Source organism: Lentzea sp. NPDC102401, assembly GCF_044765805.1.
In the GTDB taxonomy this organism is placed as follows: Bacteria; Actinomycetota; Actinomycetes; order Mycobacteriales; family Pseudonocardiaceae; genus Lentzea; species Lentzea sokolovensis.
Window position 1 is genome coordinate 112,796 of the sequence record NZ_JBIWKS010000021.1, and the last position, 24,135, is coordinate 136,930.

Here is a 24,135-nt window from a genome sequence, read left to right on the forward strand (position 1 = left end):
AGCGCGTGATCGCGTTGGATGAAGTGCTCGTGGTCGACGTGGAGTCGACGTGCTGGGAGGGAACGCCGCCCGCCGGTGAGATCTCGGAGATCATCGAGATCGGGATCTGCCCGATCGAGGTGGCCACCGGGAAACGAGGCAAGCGACGGTCGATCCTGGTGCGACCCTCCCGCTCGTCCGTGAGTCCCTTCTGCACTCAGCTCACCACCCTCACCCAGGCCGACGTGAACGAGGGCCTCCCGTTCGCCGAGGCCTGCGCGGTGCTGCGCAAGGAGTTCCGCTCCGACCGCCGGGTGTGGGCGTCGTACGGCGACTACGACCGCAAGATGTTCGAACGGCAGTGCGCCGACTTCGGCGTCCGCTATCCGTTCGGGCCGCGGCACGTCAACGTCAAGACGCTCTTCGCTTTGACGCACGCGTTGCCGCGCGAGGTGGGCATGGCCGAAGCGGTGCGGATCGCCGGGCACAGGCTCGACGGCACACACCACCGCGGCCACGACGACGCCTACAACATCGCGGGTCTGCTGGCTGGGCTGCTCCGGCGGTGAGATCACCTGTTCGGAGGATTCCAGTCGATCCCTACCGTGCAGACTCGGATGGCGTCCCGCCACACCGTGATGGCGAACGTGCCCGCGTCCGCTGACACTCGCGTGAGGTATTCCGTGGCGCAGGCGACCGTGTAGTGGGACTTCCAGTCGGCGCCTTTCCTTATGTACCAACCATGATCCTGCACGGACTCGACGTAGGCGAGTGTGAGCCGGCCGTTCTGGCTGCGCCGGTGGTACTGGATGCTGTGGACGTACTCCATGCTGTGGACGGTCCTCATCAGACCCCGCCACCGTGATTCACGAATGTCAGATCTCGCCCGTAACGTTTGGGGTATGTCCGACCCCACGTTCCGGCAGGTGCGCCTCGGTGAGGCGTTGAAGAGGCTGCGTGAACGGGCTGGGCTGAGTCAGCGCGAGGCGGCGTACCGGCTTCGGTACAACTACCAGAAGCTGAGCCGCATCGAGAACGGTCAGTTGCCGGAGTACCACGGCATGCGCGCGATGCTCGACCTCTACGGCGTGCTCGTGTCGGAGGAGGCGCCGTACATCGACATGTGGGAACGCGCCAGTGAGAGGGGCTGGTGGCATCCCTACGGCCTTGATGATCAGGGCTACATCAGTCTGGAGCACGATGCCATCCGAGTGTGCGCGTTCCAGCTCGGCTACATCCCAGGCTTACTGCAGACCGAGAGCTACATGCGCGCCGTGTTCCTGGGGTGGCAGACCCAGCACTCGCGGAAGTGGATCGAGAACCAGATCGCGATCCGAACCAGACGCCAGGAACGCTTGGTCGGCACAGGCTCACTCGAGTACCACGCGGTCATCGTCGAGGCGGCGTTCCGGCACGCGGACCGGAGCCAGTTGCTGCACATCAACGAGATGGCGCGGTTGCCCAACGTGAAGGTCCAAGCGCTGCTGGACACCGCAGGTCTGCACGACGGACAGAACGGTTCTTTCACGCTTCTGGACTTTGCCTACCCCGGCGAGATGTCTGTGCTGTACGTCGAGCATCCGGCCGGGGCCACGCACGTCGAGGACGTCGAGCGGGTGAAGGCCAGTAAACTGGTCTTCAAGCACCTCTCGAAGCTGGCGCTGACTCCGGACGAGTCAGTCGAGTGGATCGGGAGGCTGGCTGCCGAGAGGTAGGGATCGACGTGTCTGCTGTGTGGCGCAAGAGCAGCCGCAGCAACGGCGGCGGAAACGGCGACTGTGTGGAGATCGCCCTGGACGGCGTCACCGCTCGTATCCGTGACTCCAAGGGCTGGGCGGACGCCACTGTCGCGGCGCCCGCCTGGAGTGCGTTCCTCGCGATGGTCAAGGACGAAGTCAGAAGCTGATGACGTCGGCCGTGTTCGGGCTAGCCTTGCCCGCCAGCACGGCCTGCCACACGTCGATCAGCTCGTCCGGCCCGTTGTGCCGGACGACCCCGACCCAGTCGCCTGCCTGAGCGGTGAAGCCGCGCCACGCCTCGCCGAAGCGCTGAGCCAGCCCGTCCGACCCCCAGTCCGCCGTGCGCTTGCGCAGCTGGTCCGGTGCGAAGAAGAACGTCGAGCGCGCGTCCTGCGAGGCGGTCTGGTGGGTCAGGCCGATCGAGATGTCCTTGACCAGCGCGGAGCCGAGGCGGTCGTGCAGCGCCGAACGCACGTCGGCCGACCCGCTGAAGTCCAGGTACACGCTCGGTTCGACGTCCACCGAAGCGCCGTAGGGCAGCACGGTGTCGTAGAGACCCAGGCTCTGTGTGAACTCCACGTTGCGCGGCGATGTCAGGCCCACGACCCGTACACCCTGACCGCGAAGGCGCTGCGCGGTGCCGAACGCCGTCTTGCTCGACGCCGAGGAGATCACGACGGTCCGCGCGCCGTGGAAGTCGTTGTCCACCAGTTGGTCGGCCAGCAGGAACGACGTCAGGAACAGCGGCCGGTACAGGACCTGGAGGTCTTCGAGCGACGCGTCGTAGGCAGGATCGGACGACGTCACGAGGTAGCTGTTGTAGACCGCCGGGAGGTCGGCGCGGTGGTCGGCGGTGTCGACGAAACCGGACGAGGTCAGCTTGGCGCGTGCGACGAAATGGCTCGCCATCGGCAGGTAACCGTAGACGCGGGTACCGGTGGGCAGGGCGTCCACAGTGGACTCCACGACGTCGGCGAAGCCCCAGAGCGGGATCACGCCCTGGCCGTGGCCGCCGGCGGGGAAGAAGTTCCAGTAGCCGATGACGTCGCCGATCACGCCGTACGTGACGTTGTTGGCGGTGAGACCGACGTGGCTGACTCGTAGCAGCACCTCGCAGTCCGACAGATCGGCCGCGGAGGGCAGTTCGTCGTGCAGCACCTCGGTTTTGGTGAGGTCGTCGCGATCGACGACCACGGTCCAGCGAGTGGTCATTGCCTGGATTCTCCTAGCTCGGAAGGTACGCTCCGGTCGTGACCGTGCCTGAAAGACTGATCGACGCCGCCACCCGCCTGTTCGCGGACAAGGGGTACGAGCGGGTCGCCGTGCAGGAGATCGTGGAACACGCGGGCGTCACCAAAGGCGCCATGTACCACTACTTCGGGTCGAAGGACGACCTGCTGCACGAGATCTACGGGCGGTTGCTGCGCTTGCAGACCGAACACCTGGAGAAGATCGCGTCGAGCACCGGCCCGGTCGCCGAGCGGCTGCGCGAGGCCGCGATCGACGTGATCGTCACCAGCGTCGACGACTTCGACGCCGCCAAGGTGTTCTTCCGCTCGATGAACCATCTCTCCGAGGAGAAGCAGCGGGAGGTGCGGGCGGAACGGCGGCGCTACCACGAGAAGTTCCGCGGCCTGATCGAGGAGGGGCAGCAGGACGGGACGTTCCGCGACGACGTGCCCGCCGACGTCGCCACGTACTACTTCTTCGGTTCGTTGCACCAGCTGGGCACGTGGTACCGCCCGGACGGGGACATCCCGGCCGGGCGGCTGGCGGAGCACTACGCGGATCTGCTGATCCACAGCCTCACGGCACGATCACGCTGACGATCTCGGCGACGCACGCGGGCTTGTCGCTGCCCTCGATCTCGATGACGACCTTGGTCACGAGCTGCTTGCCCAGCGAGATGTCCGTGACGTCCAGCAGCTCGACCCCGCCGCGCACCCTGGCGCCGACCAGCACCGGCTGCGGGAAGCGGACCTTGTTGCTGCCGTAGTTCACGCCCATCTTGATGTTCTTGACGGTGTAGACGTCCCGCACCAGGTACGGCACCAGGGACAACGTCAGGTAGCCGTGCGCGACCGGTCCACCGAACGGGCCCTTCTTCGCCTTCTCGACGTCGATGTGGATCCACTGGTGGTCCAGCGTCGCGTCGGCGAACAGGTTGACCTGCTCCTGCGTGACCTCGTGCCACTCGCCGAACCCGAGGTGCTCGCCCTTCGCGGCGACCAGCTCGTCGATGTTCTCGAACGCGCGCATGGCCATCAGTCCTTCGGTCCGCCGGCGACGTAGATGACCTGGCCGGACACGAACCCGGCACCCTCGCTCACGAGGAACGACGCGGTGTGCGCGATGTCCTCGGGCTGACCGACGCGCGCGACCGGGATCGCCTGCGCCGCACCGGTGAGGAAGTCCTCGAACGGGATCTTCATGCGCTCGGCCGTCGCCTTGGTCATCTCGGTGGCGATGAAACCGGGCGCGATCGCGTTGACCGTCACGCCGAACTTGCCGAGCTCGATCGCGAGGGTCTTGGTGAAGCCCTGCAGACCGGCCTTGGCGGCGGAGTAGTTGGCCTGGCCGCGGTTGCCGAGAGCGGACGTGGAGCTGAGGTTGACGATGCGGCCGAAGCCTTCCTTCGTCTGGAACGCCTGGACGGCCTTGCTCATCAGGAACGCGCCGCGCAGGTGCACGTTCATGACCGTGTCCCAGTCCGCGGAGGTCATCTTGAACAGCAGGTTGTCGCGCAGCACGCCGGCGTTGTTGATCAGCACGGTCGGTGCGCCGAGCTCCTCGGCGACCTTCGCGACGGCGGCGTTGACCTGCTCCTCGTCGGCGACGTCGACCTTGAGGCCGATGGCGCGCCCACCGCTCGCGACGATCTTGTCGGCGCCGTCCAGCACGCCCTGCTCGTCGAGGTCGAGCAACGCGACGGCCAGGCCGTCCGCGGCGAGACGCTGCGCGACCGCGGCACCGATGCCACGAGCCGCGCCGGTGACGATCGCAACCCTGTCGGCCACGGGTCCTCCTTCGGTGAGGGGATGGTGAGCTAAGCAAGCGCTTAGTAACGTACCTATCAGTCCGCTTGACGTCCAGGTCTGTGCGGACGACCATACCGACTGGTCGGAATGTGGCAATTCGAGGAGGCAGATGCCCGTGGAACTCACCGGCAAGGTCGCGCTCATCACCGGCGGATCCAACGGCATCGGCGCCGCGTCCGCCCGGCGTCTGGCGTCGCTCGGCGTACGCGTCGTCGTGGCCGATGTGGACGCCGACCAGGGCAAAGCCGTCGCCGATGAGATCGGCGGCGTGTTCGTGCGCTGCGACGTGACCCAGGCTTCGGACTCGGCAGAGGCTGTCGCGCTCGCCGTGCGCGAGTTCGGCGGGCTCGACATCGCGTTCCTGAACGCCGGCATCGGCACCGGGTGCTCGCTGGGCGACGACTTCGACGTCGAGACGTACCGGCGCGCGATGGCCATCAACTTCGACGGCGTGGTCTACGGCGCGCACTACGCGTTGCCCGAGGTGCGCAAGCGCGGCGGCCAGATCATCGCCACGGCCTCTATGGCCGGCCTCATGGCGATGCCGGGCGACCCCGTCTACGGCGCGAACAAGGCTGCCGTCGTCGGTCTCGTGCGCTCGCTCGGCGGCGCCTATTCCGACGTGCGCATCAACGCGCTGTGCCCTGGGTTCGCCGACACCAACATCATCGTTCCGCTGCGCTCGACGCTGGACGAGATCGGCATGCCGATCATCCCGGTGTCCGCCGTGGTGGACGGTTTCATGTCCATTGTGGAGGGTTCCGGCACCGGCGAGGCCTGGTTCGTGCAGGCAGGTCGTCCGTCGGAGCCGTTCGGGTTCCGCAACCCGCCTGGGCCTCGCGCCGCTGACGGCTCGCGCGTCGAGGCCGCTCGCAAGGACCCCGTTTCCATCGCGCTTGAGGAGAACTGATCGTGCGTGCCATCCAGATCACCGAGTTCGGCGGACCCGAGGTGCTCCAGCAGGTGGAGCTGCCCGACCCGGTCGCGGGCGAGGGCGAGGTGCTGATCAACGTTTCGCGCGCCGGTCTGAACTACGCCGACACGCATCAGGCCGAGAACTCGTACCTGGCGAAGATGTCGCTGCCGCTGGTTCCCGGCGGTGAGGTTGTCGGGACGACTGCGGATGGGCGTCGGGTCGTCGCCTTGACCAAGAACTCCGGCGGGTACGCGGAGAAGGCTGTCGCGCCTGCTCTCACCACCTTCGACGTTCCTGATGGTGTCGACGATCTGACCGCGCTGTCGTTGATCGTTCAGGGTGCTACCGCGTGGTTGTTGTTGCGCAAGTCGACTCACATGGAGGCCGGTGAGTCGGTTGTCGTGCACGCTGCTGCCGGCGGTGTGGGGACGATCGCCGTTCAGCTGGCCAAGCTGTGGGGTGCTGGTCGCGTTATCGCCACCGCTTCTTCCGATGACAAGCGGAAGTTGGCGCTGGATCTCGGGGCCGACGTCGCCATCGACTCGCGTTCCGAGGACATGACCGCGGCGCTGATCGAGGCCAACGGCGGGCGCCGGGTCGATGTGGTGCTGGACATGACTGGAGGGGCGGTCACCGATCAGTCGGTTGTGGCGCTGGGGCCTTTTGGGCGGCTTGCGTTTTATGGCATGGCCTCGCGGGAAAGGCCGAAGCCGGTCGACCTCGGGGCGTTGCTGGTGCACTCCACGGCCGTTGCGGGTATGTGGTTGCCGCACGCCCTGAAGGTCCGCGACGCCGAGCACGGCACTCTTGCCCACCGCGCGATGGCCGAGCTGTTCCAGCTCGTCGTCGACGGGAAGCTGAAGGCGGTTCCCGGTGGCGAGTACGGCCTGGGCGAGGTTCGGCAGGCGCACGAGGACCTTCGGTCCCGCAAGACCCAGGGCAAGCTCGTGCTCGACCCGTCCCGCTGACCACTTCCTGACGGCACGCGGGGGCCCCGCGTTCCCCGCAAGGTAACGCGGGGCCCCCGCGTTACCTTGCGGCATGCGAGAAGGGGCGGCCCGCAGTGTTGCGGACCGCCCCTTCTGCGTCTGGCGTACTACTCGGAAAGCTCGGCCAGCTGGGCCTTCACCCTCGCCAGCTCGGCTTCCAACTCCTCCATGCGGGTGCGGTGCTGGTCGCGCGCCGCCTCGAGCACCGACTCGATGCCCTCCGCGATGTCCACGTGCAGTTCCTTGGCCGCCTTGGCGACGGCGATGGCCGGGATGACCAGGCCCGACACGACGCGCTGCGTGCCGTGGACCAGGTCGGCCTGCCATTCGCCCTCGGCGGTACCGGTCACCGTGAGCGTGAGCTCCACGGTGCGGGTCTTCTTCGCCGTGCTCTTCGGGCGGCCTGCCTTCGGCTTCTCCGCCTTGGGGGCTTCGACCTTGGGAGCCTCGGCCTTCGGCGCTTCCACCGGCTTCGGCGCCTCGGCCTTCTCGGCCACTGGGGCCGACGCCGGAGTCTCCTCCACGACGGTCTCCTCGACTGCCTGCACCTCGGTGAGCGTGTCCGACACGATCAGGTTTCCTCTCTGCGCAACGACGTGACCCCGCGCACAGCATAGAACACTTGTTCGATCAGCCGTCGATGGGGTCAGCGCAGAGCCTAGTCAGTACGGCGGGAGCTGCACGCGCCACTGCCGTTCTACGTCGATGACTCCGGGTACCGCCCGCAGGGCCGGGATGGCTCTGACCTCGGCGGTGCCGGTGACCACGCCCAGGGCCTCCAGGACCGTGTCGACCACCAGGCCCGCCTCCCGCAGGTCGTCGAGGACCCGCGGGAGGCTGCCGTCCGTCACGGAGACCATCACCTGGTCCACCGAAGCGGTCATGGCGCCTGGACGAGTCCGGTGCCGATGTCGGTGGACGGCAGGGGGAGGCGCAGTGCGGTGCCGGCCAGCCGGGCCCACAGTTCGAAGCCGCGGGCGCCGGTCCTCTCCGCGATCAGGACCGCCACGCCTGCCACGTGCGGGGTCGCCATCGACGTGCCGCGCAGGCGTGAGTACTTCTGCGGGAGCTTGAACGACGAGTAGACGTCCACGCCGGGGGCGCACACGTCGATCTGGCCGATCCGGTCCGCCGAGCCCGAGGAGAACGACGCGATCGCCCGGTTCACGTCGATCGCGGCCACGGCGATGATGCTGGGGCAGCGTGCGGGGTGGCCCACCGGCGCGATGCGGGCAGGGCGTGACGAGGCGTTGCCCGCCGCGGCGATGATCAGCGTGCCCTTGGCCATCGCGCGCTGGGCGACGGTCTCGTAGATCTGCGAGTACGGCGTGCCCACCGGAACGTCGGCGCCCAGTGACATCGAGATGACCGCGCAGCCGTTCGCGACCGCCCAGTCGATGCCCGCGAGGATGCCGCCGTCGGAGCCGGAGCCCGCGTTCGACAGGACCTTGCCCGCGAAGATCTCCGCCTCGTACGCGATGCCGTAGCCGGGCAGGGTGGCGGGCTTGCGCGGGCCGGAGGAGGTGCCGATGCAGTGCGTGCCGTGGCCGTGGCCGTCCTGCACGTCCTCGCCGGTGATGAACGACTTCGTGGTGATGGTGCGGCCCGTGAAGTCCGGGTGGTTGGTCTCCCAGCCGGTGTCCAGGACGGCGATCCTGACGCCCTTGCCGGTGGCCGTGCTGACGTCCGCGCCGACCGCCTGCAGCCCCCAGGTCAGCACTGATTCGTCGGCGGCGGCCTCTGGCTCGTCCGCGACCGGCGCGGCGAACACGTGCACGACGCGTTCCGGTTCGACGATCTGCACCGGGCCGGGACGCTCGGCGGCGCCGTTCAGCTCGGCCAGCATGTTCGGGTCGGCGGACACCACCGCGACACCGAGTTCGGGGAAGACCTGCACGGTCTCCGTGTCCAGATCGCCGGTGTTCGGGTCGAACCCGGCGATCGCGCCGAGCTCGGCCAGGCCCTCTTCTACGGCGTCTTCCTGCAACAGCACCAGGAACCGGCCGGTGGTCTCCACTTCCGCGGGTTCGGTCATGACGATTCGCCCCTACTCTCCGTCTAGCCCTCACTAGAGAGTCGTCACATCGGGGCAGTTGTTTCAGGCCATCTGCCGTCTGCGCTGAAAGAATTCACCGATTGGCTCAACGTACTTCGCCGCGATGGGCCCGAGGACGGCCATCAGCAGCACGTACGCGGTGGCCAGGGCGGCCAGCTCGTCGGCCACCTGGCCGGACGCCACGGCCAGCCCGGCGATAACGATGGAGAACTCTCCGCGCGCCACCAGTGCCGCTCCCGCACGCATGCGGCCCATCGGCCCGATGCCCTGCCTGCGCGCCGCCCACCAGCCCGTGAACACCTTCGTCGCGGTCGTGACGGCGGCCAGCGCCACCGCGATCCCCAGCACCGGGGGAATCGAGCGCGGATCGGTGTTCAGTCCGAACACGACGAAGAACATCGCCGCGAACAGGTCGCGCAGCGGCTCCAGCAGACGCGTCGCGTTCTCGGCGGTCGACCCGGAGATCGCGATGCCGAGCAGGAACGCGCCGACCGCCGCGGAGACCTGCAGCTGCGAGGCGATGCCCGCGACGAGCAGGGCGGAGCCGAGCAGCTTGAGCAGGAACACCTCGTGGTCCGGACTGTCCACAATGGCCGAGATGAACCGGCCGTACTTCAACGCCACCACCAGGACCACGGTGATCGCGAACAGTGAGATGCCGACCGAGGTGAGGCCGCCCAGGAAGCTCACGCCCGCCAGCACCGCGGTGAGCACCGGCAGGTACACGGCCATCGCCAGGTCCTCGAACACGAGCACGGACAGCACGACCGGCGTCTCGCGGTTGCCGAGACGACCCAGGTCGCCGAGCACCTTCGCGACGATGCCCGACGACGAGATGTACGTGACGCCCGCCATCGCCAGCGCCCCGACGGTGCCCCAGCCGAGCAGGATCGCCGCGATCGCGCCCGGCGCCGAGTTCAGCACCAGGTCGAGCACGCCGGCCATCCAGGACTTCTTCAGCCCGGTGGTGAGCTCGGACGCCGAGTACTCCAGGCCGAGCAGCAGGAGCAGCAGCACGACACCGATCTCGCTGGCGATGTGCGTGAACTCCTGAATGCCGTGTAACGGCACTAATCCACCGTGCCCGAACGCGAGCCCGCCGATCAGGTACAGCGGGATGGGGGAGATTCCGGCACGGCGAGCCACACGACCCAGCAGACCGAGGCCGAAGAACACCGCGCCGAGCTGGATCATGGCCATGGTTGTCTCGTGCACTGTGCTTAACCGCCGTGGAGGATCTCAGCGGCGGCGTCGAGGCCCTCCGCGGTGCCGACGACGACCGCGAGGTCACCGTTTTCGAAGAGGAAGTCGGGGCCGGGCGACGGATGCGCGTTGCCCGAGCGCACGACGGCCACGATGGACGCACCGGTCCTCGTGCGCAGAGCGGTCTCGCCGAGCGAGCGGTTCGCGAACGCGGTCACCGGCAGCTGGCGGGTGGTGATGCCCGCGATGTCGCGGGTCTCCTCGCGCAGGTGGGCGACGAGCTGCGGCGCGCCGAGCAGGCCCGCGAGCGTGTTCGCCTCTTCCGGCGAGAGCGGTATCGAGGCGGCGCAGGAGTCGGGATCCGATGCCTTGGACAGGATGAGCTCGAACCGGCCGTCCCGGTAGGTGATCACGCCGACTCGGCGCCCGGCGCGGATCATGAAGTCCTGACGCGTACCGATGCCCGGCAGGGGCGTGATCTCTACGTTCACACAGATCATGATACGTGCATGTCACTGCGTGTACGCCCCGTGCGTCGCGGCTGGGTGGTACGCGAGCGCGTGCCCGGCCCCGACGTCGACGAGTTCGCCGAACCCGGCCAGGTGATCGGGGCGCTCGCGAGAGCCCCGCACGGCACGTTGCTGGCCGTCCAGCACCCCCATCGCACGCCGGCGGCCCTCGCCGCGGGCACCGGGCTGCTCGACGCGCTGCCGCACGCCCGCGCCGAGCTCGCCGCGCTGATCCGGCGGGCGTACACCGAGGTGACCAACGTGGTCGCGCCGTATCGGGTGGACGGGCCGGACGGGACGGCGTGCGGCCTGCTGTGCCTGGTCGATCCGGACGGGATCGAGCACACCGAGGACGTCTATCCGGACGTGGTCGCCGAGCGCGGTCAGGTGCTGGCCTCGCTGGGCATCGCGACGAGCGCGGCCATGCTCGTTCCGATCACCCCGCACGACGGGTTGACGGACCTGGTGCTGGGCATGACCGGGGAACCGGCCGTGTCGCTCGTGGACTCGGGCGGGCGGCGGCACTGGGTGTGGCTGGTCGGGCCGGGGGAGTCGCAGCAGCGGTTCCTCGAAGCCGCGGGCGCGCATCCGTTGCTCGTCGCGGACGGCAACCACCGGGTCGCGGCGGCGCGGGAGGCGGGGCTGGCCGGGTTGCTGGCGCTCGTCACGTCCGGGCCGGGGTTGCGGGTCGGGCCGATCCACCGCGCGATCGTCGGTACCGGGTTCGGCACGTCCGATCTCGTGTCGGCGTGGGAACGGGTCGGGCTGACGGTGTCGTCGCTGCCGTACGTCGTCGATCCGGAACCGGGTGTCGTCGTGGTGCGGTGCGCGGACGCGGTGCTGCGGGTCGAACTGCCCGCGGGGCAGGGGATCGACCACGCGGTCGTCGAGTCGGTGCTGCTCGGCGAGGCGCTCGGGCTCGACCCGGAGAGCCCGTGCGTGCGGGCCGTCGTGGATCCGTCGGTGGAGGCCGAGGCGGTGCTGCTGATCGCGCCAGTGCCGTTGCGGGAGGTCCTGGCAGGCACCAAAATGCCGCGCAAGAGCACCTATTTCACCCCAAAGCCGCGAAGCGGGCTTCTGCTGGCCGACCTGTCACCGTAGGGCCCTGCCCCTCGGGTTCGTTCGACCCTGGTCCCCGATCAAACACGCGTTGAAAATCGTCCAATGCATGACGACGCCTCGCCCTCGTTGCCGCCGCCCCACGCCAAGATCGGACACGTGCACGTCAGGCACCTGAGGGCGATGACGTCGGCGTTGCGCGCGGTCGACTACCGCTACGGCGGTGGGGCGTGCCGCACGCAGGTACAGGCGATGTTGTCCTGGTGCGACAAGGCTTTCCCGCACTCGGCCAGCGCCGCCGTTCGCCGCGACTTCCGGGACGCCATCGCGGAACTGCACGCGCTCGCCGGGTGGACCGCCTTCGACGCCGGGCTCGGAGGGTCCGCGCACCGCCACTTCCTTCTCGCCCTCGACTTCGCCCAGGACGAGGATCTGGTGGCGAACATCCGCTATCGGATGGGGCGGGTCCACCTGCACCACGGTGGACCCGCCGAAGCGCTCGGCATGTTCCGGCTCGCGGGGATCGTCGCGAACAACCACCACACGAACGCGATCCTGGCCGCGAACCAGGCGTGGTGCCACGCCGAGATGGGGGATCGGGTGGCCGCGCTGGCGTTGCTGGGGCGTGCGCACGACGAGTTCGCACGGGCGGACGTGGACCGTGCCGCGCCGTGGGCCGCGTTCTTCGACGTGCACGACCTCGCGGGCATCACCGGCGCCGTCTACACCTCTCTCGCGAGCACCGTCGATCCCGGGTTCGCGCGGCCGGCCATCACGTCGTTGCGGCAGGCCGTGACGGGGTACCGCGACGACATGGCGCGCAGCCGGACGTTCGCGCTGATCGCTTTGTCGCTCAACCATCTCCTTGAAGGGGACGCGGACGAGGCGGCGGTGATGGCGGGGCTCGCCGTGGTGCAGACGGGGGACATGATGTCCGCCCGCATGCGCAAGAAGCTCGATCCGTTGCACGCCGAAGCGGGCAGACGTCGTGCGACCACGGTGCGGGAGCTGATCACGCCGTTGCTGGCGGTCCCGTCGCACGCCGCGTGATGAGTGCGCGGACCCGGTGGTTTCCGGCTACACCAGGGTCGTTGCCGGAGATCCGGGCCTTCGTGCGAGGCCTCGCCGGTGAGTCGGGGCTGCACGGCGACGACGCGCGGGACGTGCTGCTCGCGGTGTCCGAGGCGGCGGACAACGCGGTGCGGCGCGCGGGAGCGTCCGTCGTCGGGGTGACGTGGGAGCCGCGCGACCACGCCGTGCTGCTGACCATCGAGGACGACGGCGTGTTCGACCTCGATGCCGGCACCGCCGCCCGGCCGCTGGGCCTGCGCCTGCTGTTCGGCATCGCCGACGAGGTGCAGGTGCGGCCCGGCAAACCGACCTGGCCCGGCACGGTCGTGCGAGCGCTCGTGCGGGTCTGGTCGCGTGCGGGCGTCCCGGACCTGCCCGCGCCTCCGGGACGCCCGTGCGTGCTGCTCCTGGACGGCGACCGGTTCTCCGGCCAGTCGCTGGCCGCGTTCCTGCACGCCGAGGGATACGACGTGACGCTCGTGACGACGGTCCCGGCCGCGCAAGAGGCTCTTCAGAGTCCACCGGCACTGGCGATCGTGGACCTGCTGACGTCTCATGGTGAGGGGACCAGGTTCGCGGCGGCGGCACGAACGTCCGGCGTGCCGGTGGTAGCCGTTTCGGCGGTCGAGCCGGCCGCTCACGTCGCCGATGCCTATTTGCCGAAACCAACGCACCCGCTGCGAGTGCTCGCGGCGGTGCGCGATCTGCTGTCTCCCGACCCTTGAGGCACCCACGATGGAACCCGAGCCAGCCCTGTTGGAGGTACGCCGCCACGGCGCGGTGGTGACGCTCACCGGCGAGGTCGACCTGAGCACCAGCGACCTGCTGCGCTCCGAGCTCGCTCTCGCCTGTTCGTTCGGGGACGGCGCGGGGGACGTCGTGATCGACTTCAGCGGCCTGACGTTCATCGGGTCGAGCGGCGTGCACGTGCTGATCGAGACCGCGGGCGTGCTCGGGCAGCGGCGGCTGGTGCTGCTCGGCGGCGGGTGGGGCGCCTACGTCGTGAACCTGCTCGGCCTGACGCTGCGCTTCCCCAACATCGTCGTGGACCACTGATGTCCACTGAGGACGCTGTAGGGTCGATCGCATGGCGGTACGAGCGATCAGGGGAGCCACGCAGATCGACGCGGACTCGCGGGAACTGCTGCTGGAGGCGACGGCCGAGCTGGTGCGGGAGGTGTTGTCGTGCAACGCGTTGACAGCCGACGACCTGATCAGCGTCGTGCTGACGGCCACTCCTGATCTCGTGTCGGAGTTCCCCGCCTACGCCGCGCGCCTGGCAGGGCTGTCGGACGTACCACTGCTGTCCGCGACGGAGATCGCCGTGCCCGGCTCGATGCCGCGCGTGATCCGGTTGCTGGCGCACGTCGAGACCGATCTGCCCCGGTCGTCGGTCAAGCACGTCTACCTGCGCGGGGCGGCGGCGTTGCGGACCGACCTCAACCACTGAACGCCCGGCTGATCGCGTCGATGTGCTGGTGGTCGGTGCCGCAGCAGCCGCCCAGCACGGTCAGCCAGGGGAAGCGCGCTCTGAGTGTCCGGTAGTCGTCCGCCAGTTCCTCCGGATCGCCCCGGTCGAGGACTTCCGCCTCGTCGAGTTCGGCGTGGCTTTGCTTCGACGCGTTGGCCCTGATGCCTCTCAGGCGTTTCGTCCACTCCGCGTCGGGGTCGAGCGCGGGCGCGATGTGCGTGGGATGCGCGCAGTTGACCATGTAGTAGGCCGGGTAACCGTTCGTGTCGCGGTCGACGGCCTCGATCGCGTCGCCCAGCGCGTCCCCGCTGGGCAGCCTGCCGTCCGTTTCGACGGTGAACGAGATGACCACGGGCACGTTCGCTTCCCGTGCGGCGTCGACGATTCCGGTGGCCTCGGGGATGTTCGTCAGCGTCATGGCGGTGACGAGGTCGGCGGGCGTGTCGGCGAACGTCCTGATCTGGGGCGAGTGGTAGTCGCGCGCCTCCTCCCTGGTCATGATCGACTCAGGCCGGTAGGCGTCGCCCCGCGGCCCGACGCAGCCGCTGATGACGACCGGGATCGCGAACCGCTGCCGCACGTCGAGGAGCAGGTCGACGGCCTTGCGGTTGGCTGCCGCGAGCCGTTCGCCGTCGTAGCCGAGTCGTGCGGCCCAGTCGGGATTGGCGCGCCATGTGGCGGTTTCCAGGACGATGCCCGCACCGTCGCGTTCGGCGATGCCGGCGTAGCGCTCGAAGTAGCGGGTGAGCGTCACGTGGCCGTCGGGGTCGTCCAGCAACGGGAACGCGGCGAAGTCGGGCAGGTCGATGCCGTCGTCGAAGATCAAGGTGGTCTCGGCGCCGCCGTCGGTGAGGAACAGCGGGGCGTCGAGCTGGGGCAGCTGGGTCATCGGGCGCCTCCAGGCCGGAGGGCCCAGTGTGCGTTCCGGACGCCGGTTCCGCCCGCTAACATGAAGTGATCACTGGGGGGTGATCGCGTGTTCCAGCCCTATTTGGCCGAGTACCGCTATTACGCGTTGTTCGAAGACGGGCACGGCATGTCCGATGCCGGCAACGCCGAGGGGCTCTACCGCTCCGTCGGCGTCCACCACGAGGAGCGGTACGAGGGCCACGGCAGGTGGGAGTCCAGCAGCGGCCTGTCCAGATCGAAGGACCGCGACTCCTACGACGACTACCGCGAGGCGACCCCGGCCGAGGTGGAGCTCCTCACCCGCCGCACTGATGCCCAGCAGCCCGAGAAGCCATCGCAGGCGTCCTCAAAACGGGGCGTCGTCGAACTTCTGGCGGCACGGCGGCAGGCCGAACCCGTGGACGGCCACTACTACTTCGCGGAGTTCGAGAGTCTGGGCGACGTCGTGGACGTCGCCCGCGCGCACGCCCTGATCCGGTGCCCCGCGAGCGGCGACGGTGAATGGGAGACGTACCTGCGCGAGGGCGAGTGGGTGCTGGGCAGGGAACCGCACGACCGCGTCGTGCTGCCGGTCGGCCGCGCGGACGTGGAACGGACCATCCAGCGCCGGGAGACCGCCGGGACCAGGTACTTCGACGTCTGGCACGGACTCGCCAAGAAGGACGGGTACTACGTCTACGAGCTCGTTCGCCGCACCGCGACGGCCGACGACACCCCTGAGGACCTCGGCTGGCGGCGCACCGACGTGCTCGAGCGGCTGGAGCCCGGCTGGTGGGTGGTGGAATTCAGCGAGCGCTACTTCCACATGAGCCGCTACATCGCCGTGATGACGGCGAGATCGCGCAGGTTCCGCGGCCGGCCTCACGACTACCAGGCGTTCTTCAGCACCAAGGACGACGTCTACGACTTCGGCAAGGTCAAGTTCCTGGCCAGGCGCCTGCCGAACCCGTACGAACTGGAGTACGAGCTGTGGACGCCGGAGGGCTGGAAACCGCTGAGCGGATCGCTTTGGGGAGAGTCGCTGCCGATCTCCGAGGAGGAGTTCGAGCGGCTCGCGGCGCCCCGCCCGGACGAGCGGGGCGCCGGCGACGTCACGCGCTGAAGTCCTTGCCGGGCAACCAGCCGTTGGGGATGTCCGTCACGCGCCACGTCGGCACGGACACCTTGACCGCGCGGATCGGCGTGGCGAGGAACGGTCCCACCTCGGGCACCTTCGTCACGAGCCGCTGCCGCACGGCCTCGTCCTCGGCACCGTCGACCACTACGGCCGTGCCGCGGGCCTGCAGGAACGGCTCCATCGGCGACCCCGTCGACACGACCAGTGCCACCTCGGGGTTCTCCTTGATCGCCTTGAGCGTCCGGCCGCGCTCCTCCAGCACGAGCACGAGCGTGTGCGGCCCGTCCTCGGCGAAGTAGACGCCGCTCACCCACGAGCCGTCCGAGCCCGCCGTGGCGAGGAACATCGACTTGTGCGCGGCGAGCGTGCGGTGCAGCAACGCCTCGACGGCGCTGTGCTGTTCCGTGGTGGTCACTGAGCCCTCCATGTGATCGGTGGTGCGCACACGAGATCGGCCACGGGAGCTCGTGCCTGTTGCGGATTCCACCGATCGATACCAAAGAGACGCGTGATCCGTCCACAGTGGACTGAGGGCTTGCCGACGGCACGCCGGTGGCGGGGTCACCGGAGGTCGTGGTCGAGCCCGGCGTGGAGGAGTTCGCCCGGTCGGTGTGGCGGGTCTTGTTCCGGCTGACTTCCAACGATCTCGTGCGGCACGCTCTCGTGGAGGCTCGTGCCGGCTGACAGCAGCTCGACCACGGCGGCGCGTCCGACCAGGACACCGCTCTCCCGGATGATCTCCTCGTAGTCGTCGGCGCGGCACGTGAGCACCATCGGCGTGGTCATGCGCGCGATGGTCCGCACGGCGTCGACCTTCAGCGCGACCTCGTCCAGGGCGTCCAGCACGGGCAGGACCAGGCCGCGGTCGACGAGCTCCCGTGCGACGCGCTTCCCACGTCGGCGGAACGTCGGGTGGTCGGCCGAGATCCGTCGTGCCATCCAGGTGTCCAAGTCGTGCTTGCGGGGATTCCACGACGCCAGCGGGAACAGCACCGGCACCAGATCGCCGGGTTCTCGCTGGGCGAGCATCTGGAGCGTGAGCAGGATCGAGGTGCTCGTCTTGCCGCAACCCGGCCCGCCCAGCACCACGAGCTGGTGTGCCGGCAGCTCCCGCAGCGCGTTCGCCAGGTCGTCCGCTCCGCCGTGCAGCTTCAGCCGGATCGGTCTGCCCGCGACCACGCCCGTGCCGATGATCTCCGCGGGGCTCGGGGCCACCGGCCGTCCGGTCGACGCCCAGCGCACCTCCAGCGCGTCCTGGTGCGTGCGTTCCCACCGCGCGGCGACGAGCCGGGCGAGGTCCTCCAGCGCCTGGTCCGGGTCACGCGCGGTGTCGTTGGCGCGCAGGCTCAGCAAGCCGGCCACCAGGCCCGCGACCGCGAGCACCGCCCCTGCCACGCCACCGAGTTCGCCGCCCACGTCCTGAGTGGTCAGCCAGATCAGGACACCGATGACCGACACGGCGAACGCCACGACGGCGAGCCGCCACCTGCGCAAGTTCACCGGGGCATGATTCCGGATGATCGGCACCTGGACCGTCCCGGTGCCGGTGTGAGCGTCCGCACCAGGCACAATGTGGGCCGTGGGTGTCTCGGAGGGAGCTGCTGTGGGCCAGGGTCAGTTGCGCGGTGTGGTCGCTCTCGACGGACCGGCGGGCACCGGCAAGTCCACCGTGGCCAAGCGCGTCGCGATGGCGCTGGACGCGCGCTACCTCGACACCGGCTCGATGTACCGGGCGATCGCGCTGGCGGTGCTGCGCGCGGGCGTCGACCCGACGGACGAGGTCAAGGTCGCCGCGGTCGTGGACGGCGCGGTGCTCGTCGTCGGCACGGACCCCCAGAAACCCGGCATCACGCTCGACGGCGACGACGTGTCGGCCGAGATCCGCGGGCCCGAGGTGTCGCTGGCGGTGTCACCCGTCTCCGCGACCAGGCACGTGCGGGAACTGCTCGTGGCCCAGCAGCGCGCGATCATCGCGGACGCCGTCGACCACGTCGGCGGGATCGTCGTCGAAGGGCGTGACATCGGCACGGTCGTGTCGCCCGACGCCCCGTTGAAGGTCTACCTGACGGCCTCTGCGGACGCGCGGGCCGCGCGCAGGACCAAACAGGACACCGCGGCCGGTCGTAAGTCCACTGTGGACGCCGCGCTCGCCGACGTGCAGCGCCGCGACAACTACGACTCGTCGCGCGCCGTGTCGCCGTTGAAGGCGGCCAGTGACGCGGTGGAGCTCGACAACACCGACCTCGACCTCGCGGGCACCATCCGGGCGTTGCTGGAGCTCGTGGAGCGCCGCGGGCTGCGGGTGACCGGGTGAGCGTTCCCGCGGGGACGGTGCCCTGGCTGTTCGACCTCGGACGCTGGATCGGGCGGGTTCCCTACGCCTGGCAGTTCCGGATTCGGGTGCACGGCCTCGACCGCGTACCCTTGAGCGGCGGCGTGGTCGTCGTCGCCAACCACAGCTCGATGTCTGACGGGCCGATCCTGTTCGGGGCGCTGCCCCGGCGCGTGACGTTCCTGATCAAGCAGGAGATGTTCAAGGGCGTCGTCGGCAACCTGTTGCGCAAGATCGGTCAGATCCCCGTCAAACGGGGCGAGGCCGATCGCACGGCACTGGTCACCGCGCAGTCCCTGCTCAAGGCCGGCGGCGTGATCGGGATCTTCCCCGAGGGCACGCGCGGCGAGGGCGACGTGGCGAGCGCGCAGAACGGCGCCGCGTGGCTGGCCAAGACGTCCGGCGCGATGGTGCTGCCGATCGCCTGCCGCGGGACCTACCAGGCCAAGGGCTGGCGCCCCGAGGTCGACGTGCTGATCGGTGAGCCGTTCCACCTTCCCGAGGGGAAGGGACGGGCTGCTTTGGGCGTTGCCACCGAGCAGGTGCGTGATCGCCTGGCGACACTGGTCGCCGAACTTGATGGACTTCGTATGAGTGAGGGAAGACGATGACGGACCTGGACGGCACCTGGGAGGACGAGGCCGACTGGTCAGCCTTCGACGACCTCGACGGCTCTGACGGTGGGGAAGCCGCGCCGCCACAGCCAGTGCTCGCGGTGGTGGGACGGCCGAACGTCGGCAAGTCCACGCTGGTCAACCGCATCATCGGCCGCCGAGAGGCCGTGGTGCAGGACGTGCCTGGCGTGACGCGCGACCGGGTGGCGTACGACGCGCTGTGGAACGGCCGCAAGTTCACCGTGGTCGACACGGGCGGCTGGGAGCCGGACGCGGTCGGGCTGCAGGCCTCCGTGGCAGCGCAGGCCGAGCTCGCGATGGCGACCGCGGACGTGATCCTGCTGGTCGTGGACGCGTCGGTGGGCGCGACGCAGACCGAGGAGGCCGTCGCGAAGGTCCTGCGCCGGTCCAAGAAGCCCGTGATCCTCTGCGCGTCCAAGGTGGACGACGACAGGCTGATGGCCGACGTCGCGTCGCTGTGGTCGCTGGGCCTGGGCGAGCCCATCGCCGTGTCCGGCCTGCACGGCCGCGGCTCCGGCGACATGCTCGACGTGATCCTGCAGAAGCTGCCGGAGACCCCGCGCGACGACTTCGGCGCCGGCAACGGCGGCCCCCGCCGCGTGGCGCTGGTCGGCAAGCCGAACGTCGGCAAGTCGTCGCTGCTCAACCGCCTGACCGGCGAGAACCGCTCGGTCGTCGACTCGGTCGCGGGCACCACCGTCGACCCGGTCGACTCGCTGGTCGAGCTCGACGGCGAGATCTGGCGTTTCGTCGACACCGCTGGCCTGCGCAAGCGGGTCAAGTTCTCCGGCGGCGCCGAGTACTACGCCTCGCTGCGCACCAAGTCCGCGATCGAGACCGCCGAGGTCGCGGTCGTGCTGCTGGACGCGCACGAGCCGTTGGCCGAGCAGGACCTGCGGGTGCTGACGATGGTCGTCGAGTCGGGCCGCGCGTGCGTGCTGGCGTTCAACAAGTGGGACCTCGTCGACGAGGACCGCCGCACCGAGATGGTCCGCGAGCTCGAACGCGGCCTCGTGCGCGTGCCGTGGGCGGACAAGGTCAACATCTCGGCCCTGACCGGCCGCGCCGTGCACAAGCTCGCCCCCGCGCTGCGCACCGCTTTGAACTCGTGGGACACCCGCGTTCCGACCGGCCGCCTGAACCAGTGGCTGACCGAGCTGATCGCCGCCACCCCGCCGCCCGTGCGCAGCGGCAAGCAGCCCAAGGTGCTGTTCGCGACCCAGGCCTCGACCCGCCCGCCGACGTTCGTGCTGTTCACGACGGGCTTCCTGGAGGCTTCGTACCGCCGGTTCATCGAGCGCAGGCTCCGCGAGGAGTTCGGCTTCGAGGGCAGCCCGGTCCGCATCTCCGTGCGCGTGCGCGAGAAGAAGAAGGCCGGCGCCGGCAAGAAGTAGGTTCTCCGGGTGACGACCCGGCCGATCTGGTTGCCCTTTGTCATGGGGTGCGGTTGGTTGGGTCAGTGGCCGTACGCGTGGTGCTAGCCGACGACGAGGCCCTGCTGCGGCGGGGCCTGAAAGTCCTCCTCGAGGCCGACGGACGGGTAGAGGTGGTCGGCGAGGCGGCCGACGGCGCCGAACTCGTCGACGCGGTCCTGGCCCACCTGCCGGACGTGGTGCTGGTGGACGTCCAGATGCCGGGCGTCGACGGCCTGGAGGCGGTGCGCCGGCTGCGTACCTGGGCCACACCACCCGCCATCGCCGTGCTGACCACGTTCGACCTGGACGACTACGTCGCGACCGCCCTGGACCTCGGCGCCCAGGGCTTCCTGCTGAAGGACGCCGAACCGGAAGCCCTGGTCCGAGCCGTGGTCGACCTCGCGGCAGGCGGAGCCGTCCTGGACCCGCGCATCACCGCCCGCCTGCTACCGCGCCTGCGAGGCTTCCGCGCCAACCGCCAGCTCGACTCGCTGTCGGCCCGCGAACGCCAGGTCCTCGAACTGGTCGCGGCAGGCCGTTCGAACCACTCGATCGCCGAAGAACTCTGCCTCTCCGAAGCGACGGTGAAGAGCTACGTCTCCACCGTCCTGACCAAACTGGGCGTGGAGAACCGGGTGCAGGCGGCTCTCGTCGCGCACCAGGTCGGTGTGTGGTGAAACCGGTCCTGCGCGAAGCCCTCACCGTCACCGTCACCACAGGAGTGGTCCTGATGACCCAGGACCGCCCGTTCGAGTGGTCCCTGTGGACCGCGATAGCCGCGTCGCTGCTGCTGCCCTTACGCCTGCGCTGGCCGTGGCTGGCCTCCCTCCTGTGCGTCCCCGCCGTGGCCGGCGGCCTGGGCTGGGCCCCGGCACTGGTCGCCCAGTACCGCTTGGGAAGCAAGGAGAAGTCGATCCCGGTCCAGCTCTTCTGGGCCCTGCTGATGACCGTGGCCTCCGTCGCCCCGGTCCTCATGACCGAGACCATCCCCCTGGGCCCACTACTGCTGGCCACCGCGTTCGCCTTCGGCCTGGCCGCCGCCCCCACAGCCCTCGGCGCCCTCATCACCACCCGCAAAGAGCTGACCCAGTCGCTCTACGAAACCCGCCGAGCCAGAGCCGCCGAACTGGAGGCACAAGAGACCTCGGCCCGTGCCGCGGAACGAGCCCGAATAGCCCGCGAGATCCACGACGCCGTAGGCCACCACGCCACCCTGATAGCCGTCGAGTCAGCCGCCCTGGCCGCCACCGCCCCAGACGAAGCAGTACGCGAGACCGCCCTGCGCCTTCGGGCCCTGGCAAAGGAATCGCTGTCCGAAATGCGAGCGGCCCTGGGCCTCCTGAACTCCGACACCTCCTACCCGTCCCTGCAGGAACTCATCGAGCGAGCCCGAGTGGCCGGCGTGTCCGTCACGCTCTCGGAAACAGGCGACACCCCACTGTCCCCAGCCGTCTCCAGAGCCCTCTTCCGAGTAGTCCAGGAATCCCTCACCAACGTGACAAAACACGCCCCAGGCGCCGCAGTGACAGTAACGGTGGACCGAGCCACACCAGTCCGAGTAGCAGTGGTGAACGGCCCAGGCGACCTACCGTCCCTGGCCGACGGCGGAGGCGCGGGCCTGCACGGCCTGTCCGAACGAGTCCGCCTGGCAGGCGGCACCCTGACCACCTCGTACCGAGCAGACGGCGGCTTCAGCGTCAGCGCGGTCCTACCGCCCGGTAAGCCGAAGGTTGACGGACAAGACTCGACTTTCGGAGGTGGCGCCCGAGACACCGCCACCGCATGATCTGGGTGTCGGTCGAGGATCGGGGGATCGGTCGGACCGAGGGACGCGGGGACCCGAACTTCGGGTCCCCGCCGTATTTCCGCAGCTCGCGGCCTGTTTCAGGGGCCGTTTTTGATCTCTGTTCGCGGTGTTGTAGGATTTCTCATGCACGCCGGGAAACCGGACGTGTGGCCGGGACGTGGCGCAGTTTGGTAGCGCACTTGACTGGGGGTCAAGGGGTCGCAGGTTCAAATCCTGTCGTCCCGACGGCCAAGAGGGTTCTCGCAGGTCAGATACTGCGAGGACCCTCTTTTTGTGATCTTGCCGAGTTCTGCCGGGTCGAGCACGCCGCTCATCGACCCCTTTACTCGGAGGGCTTTCACAATGCCTCTTCTGGACCTGAACAAGCTCTCAAACGGTCTCTCCAAGACCTGGACGGGCTATCTGCGTGATTGGGACCGCACGCTGCGATCCGCGAGTCATCCAGAGACCACTCGCTACAACTACCTCCTGGCCGCCGCGCAGCTCGCGCGCTACCTGGCGGAGTACTCGCCCGACCCGGACGCCGACGACCCGTGCGAGGTGACTCGTGCGCACATCGAGTTCTTCCAGGCCTGGATGATCGAGACGCGGTCTGGCGCCACGGCGCTGAACAAGCACAAGGGTCTGCAGCAGTTCTTCAAGTGGCTGATGCTGGACGCGGAGGACATCGACCGCTCGCCGATGGAGCGGGTGAAGCAGCCCAAGCCGCAGAAGAAGCTCATTGCCATCATCCGTGACGACGACACCAAGAAGGTCCTCGGAACCTGCAAGGGCAAGGACTTCGTCCAGCTCCGCGACGAGGCCATCATCCGGCTCTACTACAACACCGGTGCCCGCCTGTCCGAAGTCGGCAACCTCAGCCTTGAGGACCTCAACCAGGACACCGACTCCGCGCACTACCACGGCAAGGGCAACAAGGACCGCCGCGTCCGCTACGGGCCCAAGACCGCGCGAGCGATCAGCCGCTACCTCCGCGCCCGCGCGAAACACAAGGGCGCCGAGCTTCCAAGCCTGTGGCTCGCCGACCGCGGTGGACGGCCACTGAGGCCCAACGGCATCAAGATCATGATCAAGCGCCGCGGACTCTCCGCAGGGCTGACCGGTGTGCACGCGCACCGCTGGCGGCACAACTTCGCCCATGAGTGGAAGCGGGCGGGTGGCGATACCGGCGACCTGATGCTGCTGCTCGGCTGGACGTCCGAGGACATGCCGCGCCACTACGGCGAAAGCGCGGCAGCCGAGCGGGCTCAGGAAACGCAGCTGCGGATGGGGATCGGTGAACATGTCTGACCAGATGCGTGTCCGCCGGGCCGTCGAGGTGATCATGGGCACCGTTGTAGGCCTGACGTTCTTGTTCGGCTTTGGCAACGTGTTGAGCCTGGGGCTGAGGCTCGGTGTGCCTGGATGGGTCGCTCCGCTCGTTGCTCCCGCGGTCGACCTCTCGGTGATGGGCCTGTTGCTCGGCCTGCGGCAGCTGACGGCGAACGGTGCCAGCGACACACAACTCAAGCCCGTCCGACGCCTGCTGATGTTCTGCAGCCTGGTCACGCTCGCCCTGAACGTGGCCGATCCCGTCATCGCCGGTGAGTACGGCAAAGCCGCCTTCGACGCAGTCGGGCCACTTCTGCTGATCGGTTGGTCAGATGTCGGCCCCTGCCTGTTGCAGGGCATGAACAGCGCTCGGCTCGTTGACGCTGCCGCTGATGATCGACCGGTACCCCTACCGGCCGCTGCCAACACCACAGACGACGAGGCCAAGTCGGTCGAGGCGGAGTCGGTTGTCGTCCGTGATGACCTGTTGGAGCGCGCGAGGCGTGAGGACATTCGCCATCGGGAGCTCTACCAGCGGCCGATATCGTCGGAAGCGTTGCGTCAGCGGCTTCGAGTGGG

General features: G+C 69.0%; 31 protein-coding genes and 1 tRNA gene. 20 read left to right on the forward strand and 12 right to left on the reverse strand.

Annotated elements, in window-relative coordinates:
- Positions 1 to 5 precede the first annotated feature (5 nt).
- Positions 6 to 548, forward strand: coding sequence for an exonuclease domain-containing protein (locus tag ACIRG5_RS45195; protein WP_402917080.1), 543 nt, complete (start codon positions 6 to 8; stop codon positions 546 to 548).
- A gap of 2 nt (positions 549 to 550) precedes the next feature.
- Here the strand turns inward: ACIRG5_RS45195 and ACIRG5_RS45200 are convergent, their stop codons facing one another.
- Entirely contained in the window at positions 551 to 826 is a 276-nt protein-coding gene (locus ACIRG5_RS45200) for a hypothetical protein (RefSeq protein ID WP_402917081.1), read from the reverse strand.
- Positions 827 to 881: 55 nt separating this feature from the next.
- On the opposite strand from ACIRG5_RS45200, the gene ACIRG5_RS45205 reads away from it, so the two are divergent.
- Together ACIRG5_RS45205 and ACIRG5_RS45210 are read left to right on the forward strand one after the other, a co-directional pair.
- Complete coding sequence (locus tag ACIRG5_RS45205; protein WP_402917083.1) at positions 882 to 1,694, forward strand: helix-turn-helix domain-containing protein; 813 nt, start codon at positions 882 to 884, stop codon at positions 1,692 to 1,694.
- Positions 1,695 to 1,702: 8 nt separating this feature from the next.
- Positions 1,703 to 1,885 carry a DUF397 domain-containing protein gene (locus ACIRG5_RS45210; RefSeq protein WP_402917085.1) on the forward strand — a complete coding sequence of 61 codons (183 nt, stop codon included), beginning with the start codon at positions 1,703 to 1,705 and terminating at the stop codon, positions 1,883 to 1,885.
- On the opposite strand, the gene ACIRG5_RS45215 is transcribed toward ACIRG5_RS45210, so the two are convergent.
- A complete protein-coding gene (locus ACIRG5_RS45215; RefSeq protein WP_402917087.1) occupies positions 1,875 to 2,930 on the reverse strand; it encodes a DUF2855 family protein in 1,056 nt (351 codons plus the stop codon). The genes ACIRG5_RS45210 and ACIRG5_RS45215 overlap by 11 nt on opposite strands.
- Before the next feature lie 38 nt (positions 2,931 to 2,968).
- Here ACIRG5_RS45215 and ACIRG5_RS45220 point away from each other — a divergent pair, with 38 nt between their 5' ends.
- Positions 2,969 to 3,544, forward strand: a complete 576-nt coding sequence (locus ACIRG5_RS45220) for a TetR/AcrR family transcriptional regulator (RefSeq protein ID WP_402917089.1) — start codon at positions 2,969 to 2,971, stop codon at positions 3,542 to 3,544.
- On the opposite strand, the gene ACIRG5_RS45225 is transcribed toward ACIRG5_RS45220, so the two are convergent.
- Positions 3,525 to 3,977, reverse strand: coding sequence for a MaoC family dehydratase (locus ACIRG5_RS45225; RefSeq protein WP_090069375.1), 453 nt, complete (start codon positions 3,975 to 3,977; stop codon positions 3,525 to 3,527). The genes ACIRG5_RS45220 and ACIRG5_RS45225 overlap by 20 nt on opposite strands.
- 5 nt (positions 3,978 to 3,982) lie before the next feature.
- On the reverse strand, positions 3,983 to 4,735 hold the full coding sequence (locus ACIRG5_RS45230; RefSeq protein WP_360046760.1) for an SDR family oxidoreductase: 753 nt from the start codon (positions 4,733 to 4,735) through the stop codon (positions 3,983 to 3,985).
- A gap of 130 nt (positions 4,736 to 4,865) precedes the next feature.
- On the opposite strand from ACIRG5_RS45230, the gene ACIRG5_RS45235 reads away from it, so the two are divergent.
- Positions 4,866 to 5,666, forward strand: coding sequence for an SDR family NAD(P)-dependent oxidoreductase (locus tag ACIRG5_RS45235; RefSeq protein WP_402917092.1), 801 nt, complete (start codon positions 4,866 to 4,868; stop codon positions 5,664 to 5,666).
- 2 nt (positions 5,667 to 5,668) lie between these two features.
- Positions 5,669 to 6,640: a zinc-binding alcohol dehydrogenase family protein gene (locus ACIRG5_RS45240; RefSeq protein ID WP_402917094.1), complete on the forward strand. Its 972-nt coding sequence runs from the start codon at positions 5,669 to 5,671 to the stop codon at positions 6,638 to 6,640.
- A gap of 128 nt (positions 6,641 to 6,768) precedes the next feature.
- Here ACIRG5_RS45240 and ACIRG5_RS45245 read toward each other — a convergent pair whose 3' ends face one another.
- From ACIRG5_RS45245 to ACIRG5_RS45265, 5 genes are all read right to left on the reverse strand, one after another.
- Positions 6,769 to 7,230: a DUF6319 family protein gene (locus tag ACIRG5_RS45245; RefSeq protein WP_245983645.1), complete on the reverse strand. Its 462-nt coding sequence runs from the start codon at positions 7,228 to 7,230 to the stop codon at positions 6,769 to 6,771.
- A 93-nt stretch (positions 7,231 to 7,323) separates the two neighbouring features.
- Complete coding sequence (locus ACIRG5_RS45250; RefSeq protein ID WP_402917096.1) at positions 7,324 to 7,545, reverse strand: hypothetical protein; 222 nt, start codon at positions 7,543 to 7,545, stop codon at positions 7,324 to 7,326.
- Positions 7,542 to 8,696: a S8 family peptidase gene (locus ACIRG5_RS45255; RefSeq protein ID WP_402917098.1), complete on the reverse strand. Its 1,155-nt coding sequence runs from the start codon at positions 8,694 to 8,696 to the stop codon at positions 7,542 to 7,544. Before ACIRG5_RS45255 ends, ACIRG5_RS45250 begins: the two co-directional genes overlap by 4 nt.
- Positions 8,697 to 8,759: 63 nt before the next feature.
- Complete coding sequence (locus ACIRG5_RS45260; protein WP_402917100.1) at positions 8,760 to 9,917, reverse strand: cation:proton antiporter; 1,158 nt, start codon at positions 9,915 to 9,917, stop codon at positions 8,760 to 8,762.
- A 20-nt stretch (positions 9,918 to 9,937) separates the two neighbouring features.
- A complete protein-coding gene (locus ACIRG5_RS45265; protein WP_360047461.1) occupies positions 9,938 to 10,411 on the reverse strand; it encodes a TrkA C-terminal domain-containing protein in 474 nt (157 codons plus the stop codon).
- An 18-nt stretch (positions 10,412 to 10,429) separates the two neighbouring features.
- Between ACIRG5_RS45265 and ACIRG5_RS45270 the strand changes: the two genes are divergently transcribed.
- The 5 genes from ACIRG5_RS45270 (at position 10,430) to aroH (ending at position 14,009) form a co-directional block, all read left to right on the forward strand.
- On the forward strand, positions 10,430 to 11,530 hold the full coding sequence (locus ACIRG5_RS45270; RefSeq protein WP_402917102.1) for a DUF1015 family protein: 1,101 nt from the start codon (positions 10,430 to 10,432) through the stop codon (positions 11,528 to 11,530).
- Positions 11,531 to 11,593: 63 nt separating this feature from the next.
- A complete protein-coding gene (locus tag ACIRG5_RS45275) occupies positions 11,594 to 12,538 on the forward strand; it encodes a hypothetical protein (protein ID WP_402917104.1) in 945 nt (314 codons plus the stop codon).
- Complete coding sequence (locus tag ACIRG5_RS45280) at positions 12,538 to 13,284, forward strand: ATP-binding protein (protein WP_402917106.1); 747 nt, start codon at positions 12,538 to 12,540, stop codon at positions 13,282 to 13,284. The genes ACIRG5_RS45275 and ACIRG5_RS45280 overlap by 1 nt, the downstream gene beginning before the upstream one ends.
- Positions 13,285 to 13,294: 10 nt before the next feature.
- The gene (locus ACIRG5_RS45285) at positions 13,295 to 13,615 is read left to right on the forward strand and encodes an STAS domain-containing protein (RefSeq protein WP_402917107.1); all 321 of its coding nucleotides are present in this window, start codon (positions 13,295 to 13,297) and stop codon (positions 13,613 to 13,615) included.
- Positions 13,616 to 13,646: 31 nt separating this feature from the next.
- Positions 13,647 to 14,009, forward strand: a complete 363-nt coding sequence (aroH, locus tag ACIRG5_RS45290) for a chorismate mutase (RefSeq protein WP_402917109.1) — start codon at positions 13,647 to 13,649, stop codon at positions 14,007 to 14,009.
- On the opposite strand, the gene ACIRG5_RS45295 is transcribed toward aroH, so the two are convergent.
- The gene (locus tag ACIRG5_RS45295) at positions 13,999 to 14,919 is read right to left on the reverse strand and encodes a homocysteine S-methyltransferase family protein (protein WP_402917111.1); all 921 of its coding nucleotides are present in this window, start codon (positions 14,917 to 14,919) and stop codon (positions 13,999 to 14,001) included. The two genes, aroH and ACIRG5_RS45295, sit on opposite strands and share 11 nt — an antisense overlap.
- A gap of 87 nt (positions 14,920 to 15,006) precedes the next feature.
- On the opposite strand from ACIRG5_RS45295, the gene ACIRG5_RS45300 reads away from it, so the two are divergent.
- On the forward strand, positions 15,007 to 16,041 hold the full coding sequence (locus ACIRG5_RS45300; protein ID WP_402917113.1) for a hypothetical protein: 1,035 nt from the start codon (positions 15,007 to 15,009) through the stop codon (positions 16,039 to 16,041).
- Here ACIRG5_RS45300 and ACIRG5_RS45305 read toward each other — a convergent pair.
- Entirely contained in the window at positions 16,031 to 16,471 is a 441-nt protein-coding gene (locus tag ACIRG5_RS45305; RefSeq protein WP_402917115.1) for a pyridoxamine 5'-phosphate oxidase family protein, read from the reverse strand. The two genes, ACIRG5_RS45300 and ACIRG5_RS45305, sit on opposite strands and share 11 nt — an antisense overlap.
- Positions 16,472 to 16,617: 146 nt before the next feature.
- The gene (locus ACIRG5_RS45310; protein ID WP_402917117.1) at positions 16,618 to 17,556 is read right to left on the reverse strand and encodes a hypothetical protein; all 939 of its coding nucleotides are present in this window, start codon (positions 17,554 to 17,556) and stop codon (positions 16,618 to 16,620) included.
- A gap of 127 nt (positions 17,557 to 17,683) precedes the next feature.
- On the opposite strand from ACIRG5_RS45310, the gene cmk reads away from it, so the two are divergent.
- From cmk to ACIRG5_RS45350, 8 genes are all read left to right on the forward strand, one after another.
- Entirely contained in the window at positions 17,684 to 18,370 is a 687-nt protein-coding gene (cmk, locus tag ACIRG5_RS45315) for a (d)CMP kinase (RefSeq protein ID WP_319981641.1), read from the forward strand.
- Positions 18,367 to 18,999 (forward strand): lysophospholipid acyltransferase family protein, encoded by a 633-nt coding sequence (locus tag ACIRG5_RS45320; protein ID WP_402917119.1) that lies wholly within the window; start codon positions 18,367 to 18,369, stop codon positions 18,997 to 18,999. The genes cmk and ACIRG5_RS45320 overlap by 4 nt, the downstream gene beginning before the upstream one ends.
- The gene (gene der, locus ACIRG5_RS45325) at positions 18,996 to 20,417 is read left to right on the forward strand and encodes a ribosome biogenesis GTPase Der (RefSeq protein WP_319981512.1); all 1,422 of its coding nucleotides are present in this window, start codon (positions 18,996 to 18,998) and stop codon (positions 20,415 to 20,417) included. Before ACIRG5_RS45320 ends, der begins: the two co-directional genes overlap by 4 nt.
- Positions 20,418 to 20,482: 65 nt before the next feature.
- A complete protein-coding gene (locus ACIRG5_RS45330) occupies positions 20,483 to 21,115 on the forward strand; it encodes a response regulator (RefSeq protein WP_402917121.1) in 633 nt (210 codons plus the stop codon).
- Positions 21,109 to 22,224 carry a sensor histidine kinase gene (locus tag ACIRG5_RS45335; protein WP_402917123.1) on the forward strand — a complete coding sequence of 372 codons (1,116 nt, stop codon included), beginning with the start codon at positions 21,109 to 21,111 and terminating at the stop codon, positions 22,222 to 22,224. Before ACIRG5_RS45330 ends, ACIRG5_RS45335 begins: the two co-directional genes overlap by 7 nt.
- Positions 22,225 to 22,396: 172 nt before the next feature.
- Positions 22,397 to 22,470 (forward strand) — tRNA-Pro (locus tag ACIRG5_RS45340).
- Between the two features lie 117 nt (positions 22,471 to 22,587).
- Positions 22,588 to 23,535 (forward strand): tyrosine-type recombinase/integrase, encoded by a 948-nt coding sequence (locus tag ACIRG5_RS45345; RefSeq protein WP_402917125.1) that lies wholly within the window; start codon positions 22,588 to 22,590, stop codon positions 23,533 to 23,535.
- Positions 23,528 to 24,135 (forward strand): hypothetical protein (locus tag ACIRG5_RS45350; protein WP_402917127.1); only part of this gene is annotated, 608 nt, incomplete at its 3' end. The genes ACIRG5_RS45345 and ACIRG5_RS45350, both read left to right, overlap by 8 nt.

What these genes read in the sequence shown, in the direction of transcription:
- ACIRG5_RS45200 (WP_402917081.1), bottom strand. Translation starts at nt 826, where the DNA reads ATGAGGACCGTCCACAGCATGGAGTACGTCCACAGCATCCAGTACCAC.
- ACIRG5_RS45205 (WP_402917083.1), top strand. Translation starts at nt 882, where the DNA reads ATGTCCGACCCCACGTTCCGGCAGGTGCGCCTCGGTGAGGCGTTGAAG.
- ACIRG5_RS45215 (WP_402917087.1), bottom strand. Translation starts at nt 2,930, where the DNA reads ATGACCACTCGCTGGACCGTGGTCGTCGATCGCGACGACCTCACCAAA.
- ACIRG5_RS45225 (WP_090069375.1), bottom strand. Translation starts at nt 3,977, where the DNA reads ATGCGCGCGTTCGAGAACATCGACGAGCTGGTCGCCGCGAAGGGCGAG.
- ACIRG5_RS45235 (WP_402917092.1), top strand. Translation starts at nt 4,866, where the DNA reads ATGCCCGTGGAACTCACCGGCAAGGTCGCGCTCATCACCGGCGGATCC.
- ACIRG5_RS45250 (WP_402917096.1), bottom strand. Translation starts at nt 7,545, where the DNA reads ATGACCGCTTCGGTGGACCAGGTGATGGTCTCCGTGACGGACGGCAGC.
- ACIRG5_RS45255 (WP_402917098.1), bottom strand. Translation starts at nt 8,696, where the DNA reads ATGACCGAACCCGCGGAAGTGGAGACCACCGGCCGGTTCCTGGTGCTG.
- ACIRG5_RS45260 (WP_402917100.1), bottom strand. Translation starts at nt 9,917, where the DNA reads ATGGCCATGATCCAGCTCGGCGCGGTGTTCTTCGGCCTCGGTCTGCTG.
- ACIRG5_RS45270 (WP_402917102.1), top strand. Translation starts at nt 10,430, where the DNA reads ATGTCACTGCGTGTACGCCCCGTGCGTCGCGGCTGGGTGGTACGCGAG.
- ACIRG5_RS45275 (WP_402917104.1), top strand. Translation starts at nt 11,594, where the DNA reads ATGCATGACGACGCCTCGCCCTCGTTGCCGCCGCCCCACGCCAAGATC.
- ACIRG5_RS45280 (WP_402917106.1), top strand. Translation starts at nt 12,538, where the DNA reads ATGAGTGCGCGGACCCGGTGGTTTCCGGCTACACCAGGGTCGTTGCCG.
- ACIRG5_RS45285 (WP_402917107.1), top strand. Translation starts at nt 13,295, where the DNA reads ATGGAACCCGAGCCAGCCCTGTTGGAGGTACGCCGCCACGGCGCGGTG.
- aroH (WP_402917109.1), top strand. Translation starts at nt 13,647, where the DNA reads ATGGCGGTACGAGCGATCAGGGGAGCCACGCAGATCGACGCGGACTCG.
- ACIRG5_RS45295 (WP_402917111.1), bottom strand. Translation starts at nt 14,919, where the DNA reads ATGACCCAGCTGCCCCAGCTCGACGCCCCGCTGTTCCTCACCGACGGC.
- der (WP_319981512.1), top strand. Translation starts at nt 18,996, where the DNA reads ATGACGGACCTGGACGGCACCTGGGAGGACGAGGCCGACTGGTCAGCC.
- ACIRG5_RS45345 (WP_402917125.1), top strand. Translation starts at nt 22,588, where the DNA reads ATGCCTCTTCTGGACCTGAACAAGCTCTCAAACGGTCTCTCCAAGACC.